Origin of the sequence: Antiquaquibacter soli (genome assembly GCF_030580675.1) — a bacterium.
In the GTDB taxonomy this organism is placed as follows: Bacteria; Actinomycetota; Actinomycetes; order Actinomycetales; family Microbacteriaceae; genus Rhodoglobus; species Rhodoglobus soli.
In genome coordinates this window covers 1,936,806-1,957,248 of record NZ_JAUQUB010000001.1, presented here as the reverse complement: position 1 = coordinate 1,957,248, position 20,443 = coordinate 1,936,806, and the positions used below count along the sequence as shown (strand labels likewise).

The 20,443-nt window shown below is 70.1% G+C and carries 26 protein-coding genes; 21 read left to right on the top strand and 5 right to left on the bottom strand.

What is annotated here, in order from left to right:
- Positions 1-35: 35 nt before the first annotated feature.
- From lepB to Q5716_RS09700, 5 genes are all read left to right on the top strand, one after another.
- Positions 36-806: a signal peptidase I gene (gene lepB / locus Q5716_RS09720; protein WP_305002875.1), complete on the top strand. Its 771-nt coding sequence runs from the start codon at positions 36-38 to the stop codon at positions 804-806.
- The gene (rnhB, locus tag Q5716_RS09715) at positions 806-1,453 is read left to right on the top strand and encodes a ribonuclease HII (protein ID WP_305002874.1); all 648 of its coding nucleotides are present in this window, start codon (positions 806-808) and stop codon (positions 1,451-1,453) included. The genes lepB and rnhB overlap by 1 nt, the downstream gene beginning before the upstream one ends.
- Positions 1,454-1,465: 12 nt before the next feature.
- Positions 1,466-1,789 (top strand): DUF2469 family protein, encoded by a 324-nt coding sequence (locus Q5716_RS09710; protein ID WP_179497896.1) that lies wholly within the window; start codon positions 1,466-1,468, stop codon positions 1,787-1,789.
- Entirely contained in the window at positions 1,786-2,292 is a 507-nt protein-coding gene (locus Q5716_RS09705) for an AAA family ATPase (RefSeq protein WP_305002872.1), read from the top strand. Before Q5716_RS09710 ends, Q5716_RS09705 begins: the two co-directional genes overlap by 4 nt.
- Positions 2,293-2,370: 78 nt before the next feature.
- Positions 2,371-2,622: a hypothetical protein gene (locus Q5716_RS09700; protein WP_305002871.1), complete on the top strand. Its 252-nt coding sequence runs from the start codon at positions 2,371-2,373 to the stop codon at positions 2,620-2,622.
- On the opposite strand, the gene Q5716_RS09695 is transcribed toward Q5716_RS09700, so the two are convergent.
- Positions 2,613-3,488: a LysR family transcriptional regulator ArgP gene (locus Q5716_RS09695; RefSeq protein WP_305002870.1), complete on the bottom strand. Its 876-nt coding sequence runs from the start codon at positions 3,486-3,488 to the stop codon at positions 2,613-2,615. The genes Q5716_RS09700 and Q5716_RS09695 overlap by 10 nt on opposite strands.
- A gap of 70 nt (positions 3,489-3,558) precedes the next feature.
- On the opposite strand from Q5716_RS09695, the gene Q5716_RS09690 reads away from it, so the two are divergent.
- Both Q5716_RS09690 and Q5716_RS09685 read left to right on the top strand, forming a co-directional pair.
- Positions 3,559-4,173 carry a LysE/ArgO family amino acid transporter gene (locus Q5716_RS09690; protein WP_305002869.1) on the top strand — a complete coding sequence of 205 codons (615 nt, stop codon included), beginning with the start codon at positions 3,559-3,561 and terminating at the stop codon, positions 4,171-4,173.
- Between the two features lie 9 nt (positions 4,174-4,182).
- On the top strand, positions 4,183-4,641 hold the full coding sequence (locus tag Q5716_RS09685; RefSeq protein WP_305002868.1) for a hypothetical protein: 459 nt from the start codon (positions 4,183-4,185) through the stop codon (positions 4,639-4,641).
- Here Q5716_RS09685 and Q5716_RS09680 read toward each other — a convergent pair whose 3' ends face one another.
- Entirely contained in the window at positions 4,642-4,779 is a 138-nt protein-coding gene (locus Q5716_RS09680; RefSeq protein ID WP_305002867.1) for a hypothetical protein, read from the bottom strand.
- Between the two features lie 102 nt (positions 4,780-4,881).
- On the opposite strand from Q5716_RS09680, the gene Q5716_RS09675 reads away from it, so the two are divergent.
- Genes Q5716_RS09675 through Q5716_RS09660 form a run of 4 tightly spaced genes read left to right on the top strand, consistent with a single transcriptional unit; the run spans position 4,882 to position 8,920 of the window.
- A complete protein-coding gene (locus tag Q5716_RS09675) occupies positions 4,882-5,238 on the top strand; it encodes a YraN family protein (RefSeq protein WP_305002866.1) in 357 nt (118 codons plus the stop codon).
- Entirely contained in the window at positions 5,238-6,773 is a 1,536-nt protein-coding gene (locus tag Q5716_RS09670; protein ID WP_305002865.1) for a YifB family Mg chelatase-like AAA ATPase, read from the top strand. Before Q5716_RS09675 ends, Q5716_RS09670 begins: the two co-directional genes overlap by 1 nt.
- Before the next feature lie 2 nt (positions 6,774-6,775).
- A complete protein-coding gene (dprA, locus tag Q5716_RS09665) occupies positions 6,776-7,990 on the top strand; it encodes a DNA-processing protein DprA (protein ID WP_305002998.1) in 1,215 nt (404 codons plus the stop codon).
- A 9-nt stretch (positions 7,991-7,999) separates the two neighbouring features.
- Entirely contained in the window at positions 8,000-8,920 is a 921-nt protein-coding gene (locus tag Q5716_RS09660) for a phosphodiesterase (protein WP_305002864.1), read from the top strand.
- Here Q5716_RS09660 and Q5716_RS09655 read toward each other — a convergent pair.
- Positions 8,917-9,708 (bottom strand): SDR family NAD(P)-dependent oxidoreductase, encoded by a 792-nt coding sequence (locus Q5716_RS09655; protein ID WP_305002863.1) that lies wholly within the window; start codon positions 9,706-9,708, stop codon positions 8,917-8,919. The genes Q5716_RS09660 and Q5716_RS09655 overlap by 4 nt on opposite strands.
- A 57-nt stretch (positions 9,709-9,765) precedes the next feature.
- Between Q5716_RS09655 and Q5716_RS09650 the strand changes: the two genes are divergently transcribed.
- On the top strand, positions 9,766-10,674 hold the full coding sequence (locus Q5716_RS09650) for a tyrosine recombinase XerC (RefSeq protein ID WP_305002862.1): 909 nt from the start codon (positions 9,766-9,768) through the stop codon (positions 10,672-10,674).
- On the opposite strand, the gene Q5716_RS09645 is transcribed toward Q5716_RS09650, so the two are convergent.
- Positions 10,637-11,146, bottom strand: coding sequence for a MarR family winged helix-turn-helix transcriptional regulator (locus tag Q5716_RS09645; RefSeq protein ID WP_305002861.1), 510 nt, complete (start codon positions 11,144-11,146; stop codon positions 10,637-10,639). The two genes, Q5716_RS09650 and Q5716_RS09645, sit on opposite strands and share 38 nt — an antisense overlap.
- Before the next feature lie 69 nt (positions 11,147-11,215).
- Between Q5716_RS09645 and Q5716_RS09640 the strand changes: the two genes are divergently transcribed.
- Positions 11,216-13,300, top strand: coding sequence for an MMPL family transporter (locus Q5716_RS09640; protein ID WP_305002860.1), 2,085 nt, complete (start codon positions 11,216-11,218; stop codon positions 13,298-13,300).
- 3 nt (positions 13,301-13,303) lie between these two features.
- Here the strand turns inward: Q5716_RS09640 and Q5716_RS09635 are convergent, their stop codons facing one another.
- Positions 13,304-13,795, bottom strand: coding sequence for a murein hydrolase activator EnvC family protein (locus Q5716_RS09635; protein ID WP_305002859.1), 492 nt, complete (start codon positions 13,793-13,795; stop codon positions 13,304-13,306).
- A 295-nt stretch (positions 13,796-14,090) separates the two neighbouring features.
- Between Q5716_RS09635 and rpsB the strand changes: the two genes are divergently transcribed.
- The 8 genes from rpsB (at position 14,091) to Q5716_RS09595 (ending at position 20,424) form a co-directional block, all read left to right on the top strand.
- The gene (gene rpsB, locus Q5716_RS09630; RefSeq protein WP_305002858.1) at positions 14,091-15,140 is read left to right on the top strand and encodes a 30S ribosomal protein S2; all 1,050 of its coding nucleotides are present in this window, start codon (positions 14,091-14,093) and stop codon (positions 15,138-15,140) included.
- 30 nt (positions 15,141-15,170) lie between these two features.
- The gene (gene tsf, locus Q5716_RS09625; protein ID WP_305002857.1) at positions 15,171-15,998 is read left to right on the top strand and encodes a translation elongation factor Ts; all 828 of its coding nucleotides are present in this window, start codon (positions 15,171-15,173) and stop codon (positions 15,996-15,998) included.
- 110 nt (positions 15,999-16,108) lie between these two features.
- Positions 16,109-16,825 (top strand): UMP kinase, encoded by a 717-nt coding sequence (gene pyrH, locus Q5716_RS09620; RefSeq protein WP_305002856.1) that lies wholly within the window; start codon positions 16,109-16,111, stop codon positions 16,823-16,825.
- The gene (locus Q5716_RS09615) at positions 16,826-17,680 is read left to right on the top strand and encodes a DMT family transporter (protein WP_305002855.1); all 855 of its coding nucleotides are present in this window, start codon (positions 16,826-16,828) and stop codon (positions 17,678-17,680) included.
- A 62-nt stretch (positions 17,681-17,742) separates the two neighbouring features.
- On the top strand, positions 17,743-18,294 hold the full coding sequence (gene frr, locus Q5716_RS09610; protein WP_305002854.1) for a ribosome recycling factor: 552 nt from the start codon (positions 17,743-17,745) through the stop codon (positions 18,292-18,294).
- Positions 18,294-19,169, top strand: coding sequence for a phosphatidate cytidylyltransferase (locus Q5716_RS09605; RefSeq protein ID WP_305002853.1), 876 nt, complete (start codon positions 18,294-18,296; stop codon positions 19,167-19,169). Before frr ends, Q5716_RS09605 begins: the two co-directional genes overlap by 1 nt.
- A 14-nt stretch (positions 19,170-19,183) precedes the next feature.
- Positions 19,184-19,735 carry a DivIVA domain-containing protein gene (locus Q5716_RS09600; RefSeq protein WP_305002852.1) on the top strand — a complete coding sequence of 184 codons (552 nt, stop codon included), beginning with the start codon at positions 19,184-19,186 and terminating at the stop codon, positions 19,733-19,735.
- A 47-nt stretch (positions 19,736-19,782) separates the two neighbouring features.
- The gene (locus tag Q5716_RS09595) at positions 19,783-20,424 is read left to right on the top strand and encodes an aggregation-promoting factor C-terminal-like domain-containing protein (protein ID WP_305002851.1); all 642 of its coding nucleotides are present in this window, start codon (positions 19,783-19,785) and stop codon (positions 20,422-20,424) included.
- Positions 20,425-20,443: the final 19 nt, after the last annotated feature.

The following is a 20,443-nucleotide window of genomic DNA, read 5'->3' as shown; positions in this document are numbered from 1 at the left end:
CTGCGACGTATGCTTGCAGGGAGCTCAGGGGTTTAATGACAGATCACACCAGGGACGAGGCGGTCGCCGCGTCCGACGACAGGCGCGCCGAGTCCGACGGCAAGCGGCCCGCGGGCAAGGGCTGGAAGCTCTTCCTCCGCGACGTCCTGCTCATCTTCCTCGCGGCTCTCGTCATCTCCTTCCTCATCAAGACGTTCCTCATCCGGTCGTTCTACATCCCCTCGTCATCGATGGAGCAGACGCTCCACATCGACGACCGCATCATCGTGAACCAGCTCACCCCCGACCTGATGCCGCTCGAGCACGGCGACGTCGTGGTGTTCCGCGACCCGGGCGGCTGGCTGTCGCCGACGGTCCAGGAGCCCACCAACTGGCTCGTCGGGGCGGTGGATGCCCTGCTCTCGTTCGTCGGGTTGACGGCCCCCGACTCGAACGACCACCTGATCAAGCGCATCATCGGGCTGCCGGGCGACCACGTCGTGTGCTGCAACGACTTCGGGCAGCTCGTCGTCAACGACGTGCCGCTCGACGAGCCGTACATCACGATTCCGAGCGGCAGCACGAAGGCCACGCGCGACGACTTCGACGTCACGGTACCCGAGGGGTCGCTGTGGGTCATGGGCGACAACCGCTACAACTCCGCGGATTCGTCGTTCCACAAGGACGACCCGACCGGCGGGTTCGTGCCGATCGACAACGTCGTCGGCCGCGCGCTACTGATCAGCTGGCCGATCGACCGCTGGGCGTGGCTCGACAACTACCCGCTGACGTTCGCCGGCGTCGACGAGGCTGGGGCCGGCAAGTAGTGGCGGTCGCTGACCCCACGCTCGCCGTCGAGAGGGCGCTCCTGCGGTCCGGCGCCCGGTTCGTGATCGGATGCGACGAGGTCGGTCGCGGGGCGATCGCCGGCCCGGTCGTCGTCGGCCTCTCCGTCGTGGAGGTGGGGGTGCGGGGCATCCCGACCGGGCTTCGCGACTCGAAGCTGCTGAGCGAGAAGCGCCGCGAGGAGCTCGCTCCCGTGGCGCGGGCGTGGTCGCGCTACACCGCGATCGGGGCCGCGACCGCCGACGAGGTCGACTCGATCGGCATCATCGCCGCTCTCGGGCTCGCCGGCCGCCGCGCGCTCGTCGAGCTGCACGAGGCCGAGGTCGCGATCCACGAGTCGATCGTGCTGCTCGACGGCGCTCACGACTGGCTCACCCCCGCACTGACCAAGCCGCCTCGAGTGCAGACCCGCGTCAAGGCCGACCGTGATTGCGCGTCCGTCGCGGCGGCGTCGGTCGTGGCGAAGGTGCACCGGGACCGCATCATGATCGACGCGGACTCCGTGCATCCCGGTTATGGCTGGCCGGGCAACAAGGGCTACGGCTCCGCCGACCACTACGCGGCGATCGCCTCGCTCGGACCGTCGGCGATGCACCGCCAGACCTGGTTGCACGAGCGCACGGCTTAGACTGTCTGAACCATGGATGAGGACGAGTTCGAGGACTACGACCGCGAGGTCGAACTGGCGCTCTACCGGGAGTACCGGGACGTCGTGAGCCAGTTCCGCTACGTCGTCGAGACGGAGCGGCGCTTCTACCTCGCCAACGAGGTCACGCTAGTGCGCCAGGACACCGAGCACGACTTCTACTTCGAGCTCACCATGAACGACGTGTGGGTGTGGGACGTCTACCGCTCCGACCGGTTCGTGAAGTCGGTGCGGGTGCTGACCTTCAAGGACGTCAACGTCGAGGAGCTCTCCGCCAAGGAGCTTGAGCTCCCCAAGGAACTCGCGCTCGACGAGTGATCCTCTGGGTCAACGGCCCGTTCGGCGCCGGGAAGACGACGCTCTGCCGGGCGCTCGAGGCCCGACCGGATGTCACCGTCGTCGACGCCGAGCAGCCCGGCTACCTCCTCCAGCCGATCCTCGGCCCGAAGCGGCCCGTCCGCAACTTCCAGGACTGGCCCGCCTGGCGCGTGCTCGCCGCGGATCTCGTGCGGTCGGTTCATGACGAACTCGGTGGAGTGGTCGTCGTTCCCCAGTCGGTCTTCGTCGAGGCGTACTGGGACGAGCTGCTCGCCGGCATCGGCGAGCCGGTCGTCGCCGTCACGCTGCACGTCGACCGGGCGGCACTGGAGAGGCGCATTCGCCGGGACCTCCGTGAGAGATCGGCGCGACGGTGGCGGCTCGAGCAGGTCGACGCGTACGAGGCCGCGCGACCCTGGCTTGAGTCGCGATCCACGATGATCGACACCACCGAGCTCTCGCCATCCGCCGTCGCGGAGGCGGTCTCCGCGATGGTTCCCTGACATTCGAACATACGTTTGGCGTGTCGCCATTCGGCGGCGTAGCATTCGAACACGAGTTCGATTGTCGAGGGAGTTGTCATGAGCGTTCTGCACGCCACCGGTCTGCGCGTCTGGTTCGAGGGCGGTGTGCCCTACGGCCTCGTCTGGGAGGGGCGCTACTACCGCGTCACCGATACCCCGACCCGGCTGGCGGACGAGCTCGTCGGCATGACCCACCCGCTCGACCTGCAGGGCTGGCGGTTCCAGGGCACCGATGACGACGAGGTGTCGCGCATGTTCGACATCCGCCGCTTCGGCGAGGAGTGGGGCGTCGTCCGCGTTTACGACTGATCGAGACTGCGAGCCGCCGCGGCGGCGATCGCGGCGGCGACACGGTCGAGTGCGGTCGTCCGCAGGGACCACTGCTGCCAATGCAGCACGACGGTGTCGTGGCCGGTCGGGCTGAGCTCCACGAGCCGGCCCTCCCGCTCGGGCTCGAGAGACTGCTGGTCGGGCAGCATCGCCCAGCCGAACCCGAGGAGCACGGCCTCCGCGAAGTCGGCCGACACGGGCACGTAATGCCGAGGTGGTGTGAGGCCCGGCCCCGCGGAGCGCAGGAAACGGTCCTGGATGTCGTCCTTGCGGTCGAACACCACGACGGGCGCCACCGCGAGGCTTCGGGCATCCACCCCGCTAGCGAACCAGCGCTCGGCGAACTCGGGCGAGGCGACGGGGCGGTAGCGCATCGCGCCCAGTCGCACGGACGTGCAGCCCTGAACCGGCCGCGCCTCCGTGGTGATCGCGGCCATGACGGTTCCGTCGCGCAGAAGTTGGGCGGAGTGGTCCTGGTCCTCCCGGTGGATGTCGAACACCATGTCGCCGGCGAGCTCGGCGAGGGCGGGCATGACCCAGGTCGCGAGGGAGTCGCCGTTGACGGCGATCGGGATGCGCGGCAGCTGTTCGGCGGTGCCGGTCGCCTCGGCCGCGGCATCCGTCGCGAGCGCATCGATCTGACGCGCCAAGCGAAGGTAGGCGACGCCCGCGGGGGTGGGCACGACGGGCTTGGAGCGGGCGAGCAGCACGCTGCCGACGGAGTTCTCGAGCGCGCGGATCCGCTGGCTGATCGCGGACGGGGTGACATGGAGGGTTCGGGCGGCGGCCTCCAGGGTGCCGCCGTCCACGGTCGCGGCGAGGGCCTGGAGCTGCGAGAGGTCCATGAAGGAACTCTAATGGACCATTAGGAACTGTAGCTGGACTGGTCGTTGGTCGAGCCGTAGCGTGGGTCGGGTGCTCGCCTCCCTCCTCGCCGGTCTCGGTCTCGGCCTGTCGCTCATCGTCGCGATCGGCGCCCAGAACGCCTTCGTGCTCCGGCAGGGTCTGCGCCGCGAGCACGTACTCGTGATCGTCGCGATCTGCGCGCTGTCGGATGCCGTGCTCATCACCCTCGGCGTGGCTGGGCTCGGCGTGCTCATCGAACAGGCCGACTGGCTGCTCGTCGTGGTGAGGATCGCGGGCGCCGCCTTCCTCACCTGGTACGGCGTTCGATCCGCGATGCGCGCGTTTCGTCCGGGGGCGCTCGACACCGATCCCGCCGGGTCTCCGATCTCGCTGCGTTCCGCGGTACTCACCGTGCTCGCGCTCACGTGGCTCAACCCGCACGTCTATCTCGACACGGTCGTGCTGCTCGGCTCCATCGGAGCGACCCACGGCGACGACCGCTGGTGGTTCGCGCTCGGCGCGGCCCTCGGCAGCGTCGCGTGGTTCAGCGCCCTCGGTTTCGGGTCGCGGATGCTCCGGCCCCTGTTCGCGCGGCCGGCGTCCTGGCGCATCCTCGACGGCCTCATCGCCGTGGTGATGATCGCGATCGCGGTAAGCCTGATCGTGGGGCTCTGGGGGCACTAACCTCCCGCCATGTACAGCGCACTCGTGCTGCTGCAGACCCTCGTGCTGCCGCTCGTGTCGGGCCTCATCCACCTCGTGGTCGCGGGCGGGCATCCCCTCGTCGTCTTCGGGATCTGGTGGGCGTTCTGGGGCGTGGGCACGCGGCTCGTCGTCGCGGGGATCAGTCAGCTCGCGAACCCTGCTCGCACGGCGCAGGGCATCCTCGGTATCGAGGACAAGGGAGCCGAGCAGGTCGTGCACGAGCTCGGGTTCGCCAACCTGTGCCTCGGCGCGGTCGCGCTCGTCGCGCCGTTCATCCCGGCGTGGGGCTACCTCGGCGCGCTGCCGGGCGCGCTGTACCTCGGGCTCGCGGGATTCCGGCACGTCGCCAAGCGGGGTAAGGGACGTGACGAGACGGTCGCGACGTGGACGGACATCGTCGTCTTCGCTGCCGTGGTCACGGGGCTCGTCGGGATGCTCGTGGCCTAGTCACGTCGCGTCGAAGTCGCCGCGCCACGCCCGGATCATGACCCGGACGAAGAACACCTCGAGAGCGACGCCGACGGCAGCGACCCCGAAGGAGAACGGCGAGTCGGTGAACCCCATCACGAGGCTCAGCCCGATCACGGTGACTCCCTCCCTTCCCTCACACCGTCGGTGAGGCAACGGTAGTCCACGGTCTCCCTCCGCCCGCGCCGCGAGTGGGTTCCTGTCACCCAGCCTGGAGGCATGGCAACCAAAGACGTCCTCGGCCGCCGCGGCGAGGAGATCGCCGCCCAGCATCTGACGGCGCAGGGGCTGACGATCATCGAGCGCAACTGGCGGTGCGCTCGGGGCGAGATCGATCTCGTGGCCCGCGACGGCGACGTCCTCGTGATCGTGGAGGTCAAGACGCGGTCGGGGCTCGGGTTCGGGCATCCGCTCGAGGCGATAACGACGGGCAAGCTCGCGAGGCTGCGGCAACTCGCGGCGTCGTGGTGCGAGGCGCACCCGGGGCACTGGCGCAGCATCCGCATCGACGCGGTCGCGGTGATCGCGCCGCGCGAGGGGCGTGTGACCGTCGAGCACCTCGAGGGGGTGTTCTGATGGCGCTCGGGCGCACGCACGCGATCGCGCTCGCCGGGCTCTCGGGAGCGGTCGTCGACGTCGAGGCGGACATCTCCAGCAATCTGCCCGGGGTCGTCATCATCGGCTTGCCCGACGCGGCACTGTCGCAGGCGCGCGACCGGGTGCGCGCGGCCGCGGTGAACTCGGGATGCGGGTTCCCGTCGCACCGCGTGACCGTCAACCTGTCTCCCGCCTCGCTGCCCAAGCACGGATCGGGCTTCGACCTCGCCATAGCCGTCGCGGTCCTCGCGGCGGACGGCGCGGTGTCCGCCGAGTCGATCGATCGGGTGGTGCACCTCGGGGAGCTCGGGCTCGACGGCCGGTTGCGGCCGGTGTCGGGCATCCTGCCCGCCGTGGTCGCGGCATCCGCCGCTGGCTACCGCACCGTCATGGTGCCGGCGGCCAATGCCGACGAGGCCTCGCTCGTGCCGGATATCGCCGTCGTCCCCGTCGCTTCATTGCGCGACGCGGCCATCTGGCACGGCGGAGAGTTTGAGCCAGAGCCCGTCGAGGCGATCGCTCGTCCCGCCGCGCCCGCGCCGGAGACCGCCGGCGGAGATCTCGCCGAGGTCATCGGCAACGTGGACGCGGTCGAGGCGCTTCTCGCGGCCGCCGCGGGCGGCCACCACGTCTTCCTCCTGGGGCCGCCAGGCGCGGGCAAGACGATGCTCGCCGCGAGACTGCCCGGCCTGCTACCCGATCTCGACGCGCGTGCCGCACTCGACGTCAGCTCCATCCATTCGCTCGCGGGCCTGCCCGTCGGGGACTCGCTCATCACGCGGCCGCCCTACGAGGCACCGCACCACACTGCGTCGGCTGCTGCCCTCGTCGGCGGCGGGAGCGGGCTGATTCGGCCCGGCGCCATCGCTCGGGCATCCGACGGCGTCCTCTTCCTCGATGAGGCGCCCGAGTTCGCGCCGTCCGCGCTCGACGCGCTGCGCCAGCCCCTCGAGTCCGGTGTCATCACCATCCATCGCGCCGGGGGAGTCGCGACCTATCCGGCGCGGGTGCAACTCGTCATGGCGGCGAACCCGTGCCCGTGTGGGCAGTACGGCGCTCGCGACTCGGAGTGCTCGTGCCCGCCCATGGCACGACGGCGCTACCTGGGGCGGCTCTCGGGTCCGCTGCTCGACCGCATCGACATCCAGTTCCGCGTGGCGCGCATCACCGCCGCCCAGTTGCGCACGGCGCAGGATGCCCCACGCCTCACCACGGCGGATGCCCGGGCCCGAGTCGCCGCAGCCCGTGGGGCCGCCGCCGCGCGACTGGCCGCAACCCCGTGGCGCCTCAACTCCCAGGCCTCGGGAGCGTGGCTACGTGCCCCGGGCATGCGGCTGCCGCCAGCAGTGACCGTGGACATCGACCGCGCACTGGAGCGCGGCGGCATCACGATGCGCGGCTACGACCGCGTCCTGCGTCTGGCGTGGACGCTCGCCGACCTCGCCGGCGCCGACAAACCGACCGCCGACCACCTCGGTCAGGCGCTGTACCTGAGGAGGGCGATCTCGACGTGACCATGTTCGGACTCAAGGAGGCGGAGGTCGCCGAACTCGTGCGCGCGGTGAGCTCGCCCGATCTCGACCGCGACGGCATCGAGGAGCGGTTCGCCCGATCGGTGTGGTCAGGCCTCGCCGAGCCCGGCGACCGCGTGGCGGGGCTGCTCGTGGCTGAGCTCGGTGCCGCCGGCGCCCTCACCGCCCTGGTCGAGCGCTCGGAGCTCGAAGCGATCACCCGAGCCGCCTCGCCCAGCGGGCTGGGTCCGAGGGACATCCAGTCAGGACTCGATCGATGGATCCCTCGGCTCGCGTCGGCCACAGCGCTGGTGGCTCTGCGGCAGGCGGTGCGCCTCGGGGTGCGGCTGAGCATCCCGGGCGAGGACTCGTGGATCCCCGGCGTCGACGACCTCGGGGAGTCAGCCCCCCTCGCGCTGTGGCAGCGCGGGCAGGGCGGTGCCGTCGCCGCACTCGACTCATCGATCGCGATCGTCGGCGCCCGCGCGGCCACCGGCTACGGGGAGCACGTCACCATGGAGGCGTCCGCCGGGCTCGTCGACCGCGGATTCGCGATCGTGTCCGGCGGCGCGTACGGCATCGACGGGATGGCCCATCGCGCCGCTCTCGCGAGCCAGGGCGCGACCGTCGCGTTCCTCGCCGGCGGCGTCGACCGCTTCTACCCCGCGGGCCACGAGGCGCTCCTGAGCCGCATCGTCGAGCGGGGCTGCGTGATCGCTGAGCTCCCGCCCGGCGCGCAACCGACGAAGTGGCGGTTCCTGCAGCGCAACCGCCTCATCGCCGCGGCGAGTCAGGCGACGGTCGTCGTCGAGGCGGGCTGGCGTTCGGGCGCCCTCAACACCGTGAGCCACGCGCTCCAGCTCGGTCGACCCGTGGGCGCCGTACCCGGCCCGGTCACGAGTGCAGCATCCGCGGGATGCCACCGCGTCATCCGCGAGCACGACGTGCGGCTCGTCACGAGTCCCGACGAGATGGCCGAGCTCGTCGGGGTCGAGCTACCCGAGAGCGCGCGGGGGAGCGCGGGCGACCCCCGCGTCATCCGATTGCTCGATGCCCTCAGCGACCGTTCCGCGCGACGTCCCGAGGAACTCGCCGCGCGGTCAGGGCTCTCGGTCGTCGACGTCCACGCGGCGCTCGGGCTGCTCGAGCTCGACGGGCGTGTCAGGGAGCGCGAACGGGGGTGGGTCCGAGTACTGCCGCGACCGGCATCCGGCACCTAGGGTGGGAGCGTGATCCAAGTCGGGCAGTACCCTGCCGCATCCCACGTTCTCGCCCACATCAGCGACACCCACTTCCTCGGGGGCGGCCGCAAGCTCTACGGGGCGGTCGACACCTTCGGCCACCTCGAGCTCGCCCTCAAGCAGCTCGAGCGCTCCATCGCCCAGCCGCAGGCCCTCGTCTTCACCGGCGACCTCGCCGACCTCGGCGAGCCCGACGCCTACGAGCGGCTCAAGTCGATCGTCGAGCCCGCAGCGGCCCGGATGAACGCGCAGATCATCTGGGTCATGGGCAACCACGACGAGCGCCCCGAGTACTCCCGCATCCTGTTCGGCCAGGAGTCCGATGCTCCGCAGGACCGCGTCTACGACCTCGACGGGCTCCGCGTCGTCTCCTTCGACACGACAGTGCCGGGTTATCATCACGGCGAAGTCACCGACGACCAGCTGGACTGGCTCGCCGACGTGCTCAGCTCGCCCGCCCCGCACGGCACGATCATCGCGGTGCACCACCCGCCGATCCCCACTCCCATGCTGGAGGCGATGGGGATGCTCGAGCTCCAGCACCAGGAGCGCCTCGCCGATGTCGTCCGCGGTACGGACGTGCGGGCCATCCTCGGAGGGCACCTCCACTACTCGACGCACTCGACCTTCGCCGGCATCCCGGTTTCGGTCGCGTCAGCCACGTGCTACACGCTCGACCTCAGCGCCGAGGACCGCATCCTCTCCGGCGTGGACTTCGGCCAGTCGATCAACCTCGTGCACGTCTACGAGCAGCAGCTCGTGCACTCGATCGTCCCCGTCGGCGACACGACGGAGGTCACGGGCGTGCCGGCCGCGGGCTGGGATCAGATCGCTGCGATGACGCCCGAGCAGCGGCAGGACGTCTTCTCGCGCAAGGACTCCGACTTCAACCGCGGCGAGCAATCCTAACGGCGTCGCGCCCACCGTGTGCGGCGCGCGTTCGCCGTCACGAGACGCATCGGTATCGCCCCCATCACGAGCGAGAGCAGCTTGTAGCGCAGACTCGGTATCGAGACGGCTCGACCCCGATCCGCGTCGCGCAGTGCCGCGCGCACGAGCGGCTCGACCTCGAGCCACAACCATCGCGGCGCCATACTCTCCCGCGCGATGCCCATCCGCTCGTGGAACTCGGTGCGCACGAAGCCCGGGGCCAGTGCAGTGATCGTCACCCCGGCCGGACGGTAGTAGGCGTTCGCCCAGCGGGAGAACACGACAGCCCACGCCTTCGCGGCCGAGTACGTCGTCAGGGGCGCGTAGCCCGCGAGGCTCGCGACGGTGATCACCGTGCCGGAGCGCCGCGCGATCATCTGCGGCAGCACCGCATGGGTCAGGCGCAGCGGAACCGTCGCGAGAAGGTCGAGCTGGCGCACCTCGTCGTCCACCGGGTTGAGATCGAAGTCGAGTGGAAGCCCGAACCCCGCGTTGTTCACGAGGACCTGGATAGGCGCGGACGCGAGTCGCGCCTCCACCGCCGCGCGCTCCTGAGGCACCGTCAGATCGGCGACGAGCACCTGGACGTCGACGGCGTACCGCTCGGCGAGCTGCGCCGCGGATGCCCGCAGTCGGCACTCGTCGCGGGCGACGAGCACGAGGTCGAGTCCGCGATCGGCGAGCTGTCGCGCAAACTCCGCCCCGATGCCCGCGGTCGCGCCGGTCACGAGAGCTGTGAGGCGGTCGGCATCGGGGAGCTCTGTCATCCGCAAAACGCTACCGTTGATCCCCCGATGGCGCGCCCCCTGGGCCACGATGGGGTCATGGACCTCAGCGGGGTGATCGACGCCTTCTCGGTGCACCTGGAGGCCGAGCGCGGCTTCAGCGCCAACACGGTCAAGTCCTACCGATCCGATCTCGTGCGGCTGGTCGACTTCGCGATCGAGCGCGGCGCCGAGTCCGCTGAGGACATCGACCTCGAGCTGCTGCGGGACTGGCTCTGGCACGGCTCGCAGTCGGGGCTCGCGAAGTCGACGCTCGCTCGTCGCGCCGCCGCGGCGCGCAGCCTCTCGTCGTGGCTCGCCCGCACCCACGCCACCCCGACGAATGCGGCAGCGCGGCTGAGGGCCCCCAAGTCCGATCACCACCTCCCGAGAGTTCTCACCCGCGAGCAGATGGCGGGCATCCTGCGGCGCGTCGCCGAGCGGGCGAGCACGCACGATCCCCTCGCCGTGCGCGACCTCGCCGTCGTCGAGCTGCTCTACGCCTCCGCCCTCCGCGTGAGCGAGCTCACGGGGCTCGATCTCGGCGACATCGACCTCGGCCGGCTCACGGTGCGGGTGCTCGGCAAGGGCTCGAAGGAGCGTGTGGTGCCGTTCGGTATCCCCGCGAAGGAAGCGCTCGTCGAGTGGCTCGACCGCTCCCGCCAGGCGCTCACCGACGAGACGGCTCCCGCCTCGCCGGTCTTCGTCGGCGCCCGGGGCAAACGGATCACGAGCCGCGCGGTGTACGACCTCGTCTCCGGGCTGCTATCGACGGTGCCCGGGTCGGGGCCGTCGGGGCCGCACACGCTGCGCCATACGGCGGCGACCCACCTCCTCGACGGGGGAGCCGACCTGCGAGCGGTGCAGGAGATGCTCGGCCACGCGAGCCTCGGCACCACCCAGCTCTACACTCACGTCTCGACGGAGCGCCTCAAGGAGAGCTACCGCCTGGCCCACCCGCGGTCGTAGGCGGTTCGGGCAACTGGGCGCGGAACACCTCGAGCACCCGCTCGAGGTAGGCCGTGATGACCTCTTGCTCGTCCGGCTCGAACTCGTCGAGTACGCCGTCGATGCCCATGATCATCGGCATGAGGGTCGCCATGGCGCGCTCGACCGAGGCGGGCTCCGGGACGATCACGATTCCCCGTCGGTCGCTCGGATGCTGCGTCCGGCGGGCATGCCCGACCGCGACGAGTCGATCCACCACCGCCGTGGTCGCCGCGGTGGAGATGCCGAGGCGCCGGGAGAGCTCCGTCGGCCCGAGCGGTCCCTCCATGATGAGGTGCTGCATGGCCTGCAGGTCGGTGGGGTTCACGGTGAGCTCGCGTCCCACGTGGGCCTCGAAGTCCTCGCTGACGTCGAGGAACTCGCGGATGAGTTCGGTGGGGCGTCGCACCGGCGGTCGCGGCCGGAACGGCGCATCCTCCGGCTGAGTTGTCATGGCGAGCAGTCTACCGCTATGTTGTTCGAGCTGTTAGTAATTAGACCATCTAACAAAACCGAGAGAGCCATGCGCCGACTGACGACCTTCCTCACCGCCCGCCGCACATCCTGGGTGCCCCTCGTGCTCGCGCTGCTCTTCGCCGGTGGTGTCTTCGCGCTCGGCTCGGGGGCGACCGACGAGACGGCCCCGGGGGTCGGGCTGCCGGACAGTGCCGAGTCGGCACGAGTCGCCGCCGCGCAGGACTCGCTCCCCGGAGCGGACACGACGAGCGCACTACTCGTCTTCTCGCGCGATGGCGATGAGCTGACGGACGCCGACCTCGAGGCGATCACGGCGGCGGCGGGGGACCTCGCCGAGCTCTCCACCGATGACTTCGTTCCGCCGCCCACCGTCTCGGACGACGGCACCGCGGCCATCCTCGCCGTCCCGCTCGACGTCATCTCCGACGTGGCCGAGCAGGCCGAGCGCGCTGACGAGATCCGCAGCATCGCCAATGCCGACCTTCCGGACGGCCTGTCCGCCCTCCTTACCGGCCCCGAGGGCTTCGCGGTCGACATCGCCGCCGTCTTCGAGGGCGCGGATGTCACCCTCCTCATCGTCACCGCCTCCGTCGTCATCGTGCTGCTCCTGATCACCTACCGCAGCCCGTGGCTGTGGCTCGTGCCGCTCATCGTGGTGGGTACCGCCGACGGGCTGGCCCGCATCGTCGCCACTCGCGTCGCCGCGGCCGCCGGAATAACCCTGGATGCTTCGGTCACCGGCATCCTCTCCGTGCTCGTCTTCGGCGCCGGCACGAACTACGCGCTCCTGCTGATCGCCCGCTACCGCGATGAGCTCCGCCTCGAGCCCGACCGTCGAGTCGCCATGGCCCGCGCCCTCCGCGGCGCCGGGCCGGCCATCCTCGCGAGCGGCGGCACGGTCGTGCTCGCCCTCCTCACGCTCCTGTTCGCCCAACTGGAGGGCAACCGCGCACTCGGCCTCGCCTGCGCGACCGGTGTTGTGATCGCCATGGCGTTCGCGCTCCTCGTGCTCCCCGCGGCGCTCGTCCTGTTCGGTCGGGGACTGTTCTGGCCGTCGGTGCCGAAGGTCGGCAGCGAGGGCAGCACCGAGCGCGGTGTGTGGTTCCGCCTGGGATCGCTCGTCTCCCGCAAGCCTGTCGTCGTCGCGATCATTGGGGCCCTCGTCCTCGGCGGCCTCGCGCTGGGCGCCACGCAGGTGCGGGTGGGGCTCGCGCAGACCGAGCGGTTCACGACCGTCCCGGAGGCGGTGATCGGCCAAGAGCTCATTGCGGAGGCGTTCCCCGCGGGAAGCGGCTCGCCGGCCGTCGTCATCGCGAACGCCGATTCCGTGGACGACGTGGTCGCCGCGGCCGAGGACGTGCCCGGCGTCGATTCGGTGCGGGTCGGGGAGAGCGACGGCGAGATCACTCAGATCGATGTGGTCCTCGACTCGGCGGCCGAGACCGAGGAGTCGTTCGAGACCGTTCGAGCGCTCCGCGAGACACTGCACGAGGTGCCCAGCGCCGACGCGATCGTCGGAGGTCTGGACGCCCAGACCCTCGACGTCAACGCCGCGCAGCAGGCCGATCAGGATCTCGTGATCCCGCTCATCCTCGCCCTCGTGTTCCTCGTGCTCGTCATCCTGTTGCGCGCGCTCGTGGCGCCCGTGCTGCTCCTTGCCACAGTCGTGGCCTCGTTCTTCGCGAGCCTCGGGGCGAGCTGGCTGCTGTTCACGTCGCTGCTCGGGTTCCCGGCGCTCGACACCAACGTCGTGCTGTTCAGCTTCCTCTTCCTCGTGGCCCTGGGCGTCGACTACAACATCTTCCTCGTCACCCGTGCGCGGGAGGAGGCCCTCGGTCACGGCACGCGCAGCGGGATGGTGCGCGCCCTCGCGGCGACCGGCGGGGTGATCACGAGCGCGGGCATCCTGCTCGCGGCGGTGTTCGCGGTGCTCGGCGTCCTGCCCCTGATCACGCTCACGCAGATCGGCATCATCGTCTGCATCGGCGTCCTGCTCGACACCCTCCTCGTCCGCACGCTCATCGTTCCGTCGCTCGCGTTCCTCACCGGGGAGCGGTTCTGGTGGCCGGGGCGGGCGATCTCGGTCGCCGCCGAGGTGCGCACGACGGGCAGCGCGGCGCGGCCCCAGTAGTCGTCAGCGGGTCGGCAGCAGGATCGCCCGGGGGATGCCCCCGAAGAAGGCCATCGGCGAGACGTACTGCCCGTCCACCCGCACGCCGACGTGTACGCACGTCTCGGAGCAGTGACCCGGGATGATCGTGCCGATGGTCTCGCCCCGCTCGACGGCGTCCCCGCGCGAGACGAGGGCGACGACGGGCTCGAAACTCGACACGACGCCTCCGCCGTGGTCGATGGACAGCACCGGTCGGTCGACGACGACGCCGGCGAACCGTACCGTCCCGCTCGCGGGGGCGAGCAGCCGTTCATCGGGTGCGGCGATGTCGAGTCCTCGGTGGCCGGCGGCGTAGGGCGTAGGCGGAGCCTGGAACGGTCGCAGTACCGAGCGCGGACCGACCACGGGCCAGCGCCACGACGGCGCGTCGGCGGCCGTCGCCGACGGGAGCGCGGACAGGAGCAGGAGCGGGATCACCGGCAGAACGAGCAGCGCGCGGAGTCGATGAGGCATGAGGCCGAGCATCCCGCCGGTCGGCGCCTCGCGGCTGCCCGGTCGCGCGATCCGTGCACAGCTGCGCCCGCGCTCGGGATCGTGGGGAGCAGTCGAGGGGCCTGGGTGGTACCATGGTCCCAGCACCTCGGGAAACTGGGGTGACTTCGCGTGTCCGAATGCGCTCGAGCGCGGCACAACCCCATCAGTCATCGAATCGGTGCGGGGCTGCGTCCGGACACCAGGTTCCGCCCCGACCGGTGGCGGGAAGACAACTGAGAACGGCACCCCCGCGTGCCAGAGAAGGAGCACGGCCATGGCCGTCGTCACCATTCGCCAGCTGCTCGACAGCGGCGTTCACTTCGGACACCAGACCCGTCGGTGGAACCCGAAGGTCAAGCGCTTCATCCTGACGGAGCGCTCCGGCATCCACATCATCGACCTGCAGCAGTCGCTCGCCTACATCGACAAGGCGTACGACTTCGTCAAGGAGACGGTCGCCCACGGTGGCACCATCCTCTTCGTCGGCACGAAGAAGCAGGCCCAGGAGGCCATCGCCGAGCAGGCGACCCGCGTGGGCCAGCCCTACGTCAACCAGCGCTGGCTCGGTGGGCTCCTCACCAACTTCGCGACGGTCTCCAAGCGCCTTGCGCGCATGAAGGAGCTCGAGGAGCTCGACTTCGAGGACAGCAGCAAGAGCGGCTTCACCAAGAAGGAGCTGCTCATCAAGAAGCGCGAGCTCGACAAGCTCCACAAGACCCTCGGTGGAATCCGCAACCTCACGAAGACCCCGAGCGCGATCTGGGTCGTCGACTCCAAGCGCGAGCACCTCGCCGTCGACGAGGCGCACAAGCTGGGCATCCCGGTCATCGGCATCCTCGACACGAACGCCGACCCCGACGAGGTCCACTACCCGATCCCGGGCAACGACGACGCGATCCGCTCGGTCGGCCTGCTGACCCGCATCATCGCGGATGCTGCTGCCGAGGGCCTCATCCAGCGTCACCAGAAGCCGGAGGAGGGCGCCGACGTCGAGCCCCTCGCCGCGTGGGAGGCGGAGCTGCTCGCCGCGTCGGAGACCCCGTCGTCGACCGCCGAGAAGATCGAGGCCGTCGACCAGGGCGCGAACGCCGCTGAGGCCGTCGCCGAGGTGATCGCCGCCGAGACACCCGTCGAGGAGAACGACGCCGACGCGGTCGCCGCCGAGCACGAGGCCGCCGCCGACGAGACCGTCGTCCCCGAGCACCACGTCGAGTCCGACGCGGAGACCGAGGCGAAGATCGAGGCCGAGGCCACCGACGCCGAGAAGGCGCCCGCCAAGAAGCCCGCCGCCAAGAAGGCCGCGGCGAAGTCCGACGACAAGTAGACGACACGAACCCAAGTAAGGACAGCACCGATGGCAGACATCAGCCTCGCTGACATCAAGGCCCTGCGCGACCGACTCGGCACGGGCATGGTCGACACCAAGAACGCTCTCGTCGAAGCCGAGGGCGACATCGAGAAGGCCGTGGAGATCCTGCGCCTCAAGGGAGCCAAGGGCAACGCGAAGCGCGCCGACCGCTCCACGAGCGAGGGCCTCATCGCGGCCGTCGAGTCGGCGACCGCCGTGACCCTCATCGAGCTCGCCTGCGAGACCGACTTCGTCGCGAAGAACGAGAAGTTCATCGCCCTCGGCGAGAAGGTGCTCGGCGCCCTCGCCGACTCGGGCGCGGAGACGCTCGACGCCGCTCTCGCGGTGCCGCTCGAGGGGGGAACGGTCGCGAGCGTCATCGACGACCAGGCCGCCACGATCGGCGAGAAGGTGGAGCTGCGTCGCGTCGTCCGCATCCCGGGCGAGAAGTTCGCCGTCTACCTGCACCGCACGTCGAAGGACCTGCCGCCGCAGATCGGCGTCGTCGTCGCCTACACGGGTGACGACGCCGAGACGGCCCGCTCGATCGCGCAGCACATCTCCTTCGCCGACCCCCAGTACCTGGGCCGCGATGACGTGCCGCCGGCCGAGGTCGAGAACGAGCGCCGCATCGTCGAGGAGATCAGCCGCGGCGAGGGCAAGCCCGAGGCTGCCCTCCCGAAGATCGTCGAGGGCCGCATCGGCGCCTTCTTCAAGCAGGTCGCCCTCCTCGAGCAGGAGTACGCCAAGGACAACAAGCTCACGATCGCCAAGGTCCTGAGCGACGCGGGTCTGACCGTCACGGGCTTCGCCCGCTTCAAGGTCGGCGCGTAGTCCTCACGCACGACCGAAGGGCCCCGGCATCGCGCCGGGGCCCTTCGTCGTTGACCCCGCTCCGGAGGAACTACCCTGTACTGAGCGCACTAGAGGGAACGGGGACGCGGATGACGGACGGACGCAAGCGGCGGGTACTGCTGAAGCTCTCGGGAGAGGCGTTCGGCGGCGGTTCGCTCGGCGTCAACCCCGATGTGGTCAGTGCTCTCGCGAAGGAGATCGCCGCGGCATCCGCCGAGGGGGTCGAGGTCGCCATCGTCGTCGGCGGCGGCAACTTCTTCCGGGGCGCGGAGCTCAGCCAGCGCGGCATGGATCGCGGCCGCGCCGACTACATGGGCATGCTCGGTACCGTCATGAACGCCCTCGCCCTCCAGGACTTCCTCGAGCAGGCCGGAGCCGCCACCCGCGTGCAGTCGGCGATCTCGATGACCCAGGTCGCGGAGCCCTACATCCCGCGGCGCGCGGAGCGTCACCTCGAGAAGGGCCGCGTCGTGATCTTCGGCGCCGGTGCGGGGCTCCCGTACTTCTCCACCGACACGGTCGCCGCGCAGCGCGCGCTCGAGATCGACGCCGAGGTCGTGCTCGTCGCCAAGAACGGCGTCGACGGCGTCTACACCGGCGACCCCCGCAAGGACGACTCCGCGTCCAAGCTCGAGCACGTCACCTACCAGGAGGCGCTCGTGCAGGGGCTCAAGGTCGTCGACTCGACGGCCTTCAGCCTGTGCATGGATAACTCGATGCCGATGGTCGTGTTCGGCATGGAGCCCGCGGGCAACGTGACGAAGGCGATCCGCGGCGACCGCATCGGCACCCTCGTCTCCAACTAGGTGCTCGTCGCCCTTCTGGTCGCCGGCGCGGCGATCGCCCACGCCACCTGGAACATCACGGTCAAGAAGACCGGGGCGAGCGGACCGGGCTTCATCTGGGCGGGGATCGTCGTCAGCGCCGTCGCCTACGCGCCCTTCGGCATCGCCTCGCTGCTCGAGTCGGGGGCCGTGGTGGCCACGTGGCTGCCGCTCGCTGTCGTCAGCGGCATCCTGCAGATCGTCTACTTCTTCGTCCTCCAGCGCGGCTACCGGCTCGGGGATGTCTCGGTCGTCTACCCGCTCGCCCGCGGAACGGGTCCCGCTCTCGCCGTCGTGCTCGCGATCGTGCTGCTCGGCGAGCGGCCGGGGTGGATCGCCCTCGTCGGTGCCGCCGTCGTCGTGACGGGGGTCGTCGTCATCGGCCTCGCCGGGGGAGCCGAGCACGCGCGCGGCAACCGGGCGGGCATCCTCTATGGGCTCGGGGTGGGCGTCATCATCGCGGTCTACACGCTGTGGGACGCGGCCGCCGTCACCGTCCACGCGCTGCCGCCCGTCGGGTACTACTGGGCGAGCGTCGTGGTGCAGCTCGTCGTGCTCGCGCCGTGGGCGCTGCGGCACCCGCGGGACACGGTCGGGATGGCTCGGCAGCACCCGATCGCGGTGCTGCTGTTCGGCATCCTCGGTCCCCTCGCGTACATCCTGATCCTCATCGCGATCCAACTGGCGCCGGTGTCGATCATCGCCCCGGCCCGGGAGGTGAGCGTCGTGCTCGTGGGGCTCGCGGGCTGGCTGCTCTTCAGGGAGCCGCACCCCGTGCAGCGGCTCCTCGGTGCGCTCGTCGTCATCGGCGGCGTCGCCCTGCTCGCGATCGCCTGAGCGGCGGTCGTGGCGGGAGCGCGCTCGCCACTAAACTTGCTGAAGACACAAAGGAGTTGCCTGTGATCAGCGACGTGATGGCCGAAGCCAAAGAGAAGATGCAGAAGGCCGTGGAGGTCGCCAAGGACGACTTCGCGACCGTGCGCACGGGCCGGGCCAATCCGGCGCTCTTCCAGAAGGTGCTCGTCGACTACTACGGCACCCCGACGCCGCTCGGTCAGCTCGCCTCGATGGTCAACCAGGAGGCGCGCACGCTCGTGATCACGCCGTTCGACAAGAGCGCGCTGAAGGAGATCGAGAAGGCCATCGTCAGCGCGCCGAACCTGGGCGCCAACGTCGGCAACGACGGCTCGATCATCCGCGCGACGCTCCCGGAGCTCACCGAGGACCGTCGTAAGGAGTTCGTCAAGATCGTGCGCGACAAGGCCGAGCAGTCCCGCGTCGCGCTGCGCAACATCCGTCGCAAGGCGAAGGACGACCTCGACGCTCTCAAGGAGGTCGGGGAGGACGAGATCGCTCGCGCCGAGAAGGAGCTCGAGTCGATCACGAAGTCCCACGTCGAGGCGATCGACGAGGCCCTCAAGCGCAAGGAAGCCGAGCTGCTCGAGGTCTGATGGTCTCCGACTTCGAAGCCCAGGTCCGCGCGACGAACGACAAGATCAACGCGCGGTCCGGTCGACCCCTCGTGCGGGCGATCATCGTGGGCCTCGTGCTCGGGGGATCGCTGCTCGTCAGCCTCATCGTCGTCAAAGAGCTCTACATGCTCTTCGCGGCGGCACTCATCGGCTTCACGTCGTTCGAGCTCGCGAGCGCCCTGCGGTTCGCGGGGCGGGACGTGCCGCGACTGCCCACGGTCGTCGCCGGGCTCGCGGTCGTGCCCGCGGCGTTCTACTGGGGGGCGACCGGCCACTGGCTCGTGACGCTCGCCGGCATCGCGGCGATCGCCGTCTGGCGACTCGTCGAACTCGTTCGGCCGAGTCACCGCGTCTCCGGTCTCGACCTCCTCAAGGACATCGGGGCGGGCGCATTCATCATGGCGTACGTCGCCTTCATGGGCGGCTACACCGTGCTCCTGACCGCCCAGGACGGCGGCCAGTGGTGGACGCTGGCCTTCCTCATCGTGGTCGTCGCCGTCGACACCGGCGCCTACGCGAGCGGCCTCGCCTTCGGCCGACACAAGATGGCGCCCATCATCAGCCCCGGTAAGACCTGGGAGGGCTTCGCCGGCTCCGTCGTCGTGGCGATCGTGGCGGGCGTCCTGCTCGCGCTCTTCATGCTGCAGCAGCCCTGGTGGGTCGGCATCGTCCTCGGGGTGGTCCTCGTGGGCACCGCGACGATCGGCGACCTTGCCGAGTCGCTCATCAAGCGCGACCTCGGCATCAAGGACATCAGTACCTGGCTCCCGGGTCACGGCGGCTTCCTCGACCGGGTCGACTCGTCGCTGCTGTCGGGCGCGGCGGCCTTTGCGCTCTTTCTCATCTTCACCTAGGGCACAATAGAGCGGTGAGCACAACCTTCCCGCGCACCCGCAAGTCGCGACCGGGGTACAACATCGACCAGGTCGAGGACTTCCTCGAGGAGGCTCGACGGGCGTACACCTCCGATCGCGGGGGGCTGAGCGTCGTCACCGCGGAGTCCATCCGCACGACGGCCTTCAGCATGCAGAGGGGCGGGTACTCGACCACGCACGTGGACGCCGCGCTCGAGCGCCTCGAGGACGCCTTCGCGGCCCGGGAGCGGGAGCGGGCCTTCGCCGAGGTCGGGGACGCCGCGTGGTACGCGAACGCGCGCGCCTCGGCCCAGGAGATCCTCAACAGGCTCGCCCGGCCGAAGGGCCAGCGCTTCAACCGCACCGGCATCTTTACCGACGGCTACGACCCCAAGGCGGTCGACGCCTTTGCGGACCGACTCGTCGGCTACTTCCAGCACGGCAAGCCGATGAGTGTCGACCAGGTGCGCACCGTCGTGTTCAAGACGAAGAAGCGCGGCTACTCCGAGCTCCAGGTCGACCTGCTGCTCGACGCGGTCATCGACGTGATGCTGGCGGTTCGCTAGCCCCTCACTGCCGCTGTGCAGCTTTGTTCGGCTAAAATCGTGCAACTGTGGGGAGACACGAGAGACTGAGCGTTCTCCGCGCGGAGCGAAAGAGCGCCGGCGGGGATGTCACGGGGCGCCATGTGCGCACGCCGTGGTCTCTTCCGCTGTTCGCCGTGTTCGCGAGCTCGGCACTCGTGCTGTCGGGCATCCTCACTCCGTACACGTCCGGTGCGACGGCGGCGACGCTGTACCCGGTGGCCCCCGGTGAGCCGCTCGTGGGTGACGTGCAGCAGTTGACGGTAGCGGGCGAGTACTCGCATTCCGCCGCGCGTGACGCGTTCGAAACGAGCGAGGTCGTCGTGGCCCCGGTGGTGTCCGCCGCTCCGGCCGCGGGAGTTCCCGATCCCGGCACGGCCCAGGCGATCGCCCTGCAGATGATCACGGGCATGGGCTGGGGAGCGAACGAGTATGACTGCCTCGTCGCCCTGTGGAACCGCGAGTCGGGCTGGAACGTGTACGCGCACAACGCCTCGAGCGGGGCGTACGGCATCCCGCAGGCGCTTCCCGGTGACAAGATGGCGTCGGCGGGCGCGGACTGGGCGACGAACCCCGCGACGCAGATCCAGTGGGGCCTCTCCTACATCGTGGGGCGATACGGCACGGCCTGCGGAGCCTGGGCGCACTCCGAGACCGAGGGCTGGTACTAGCCGGTCATCGCTAAGCTGG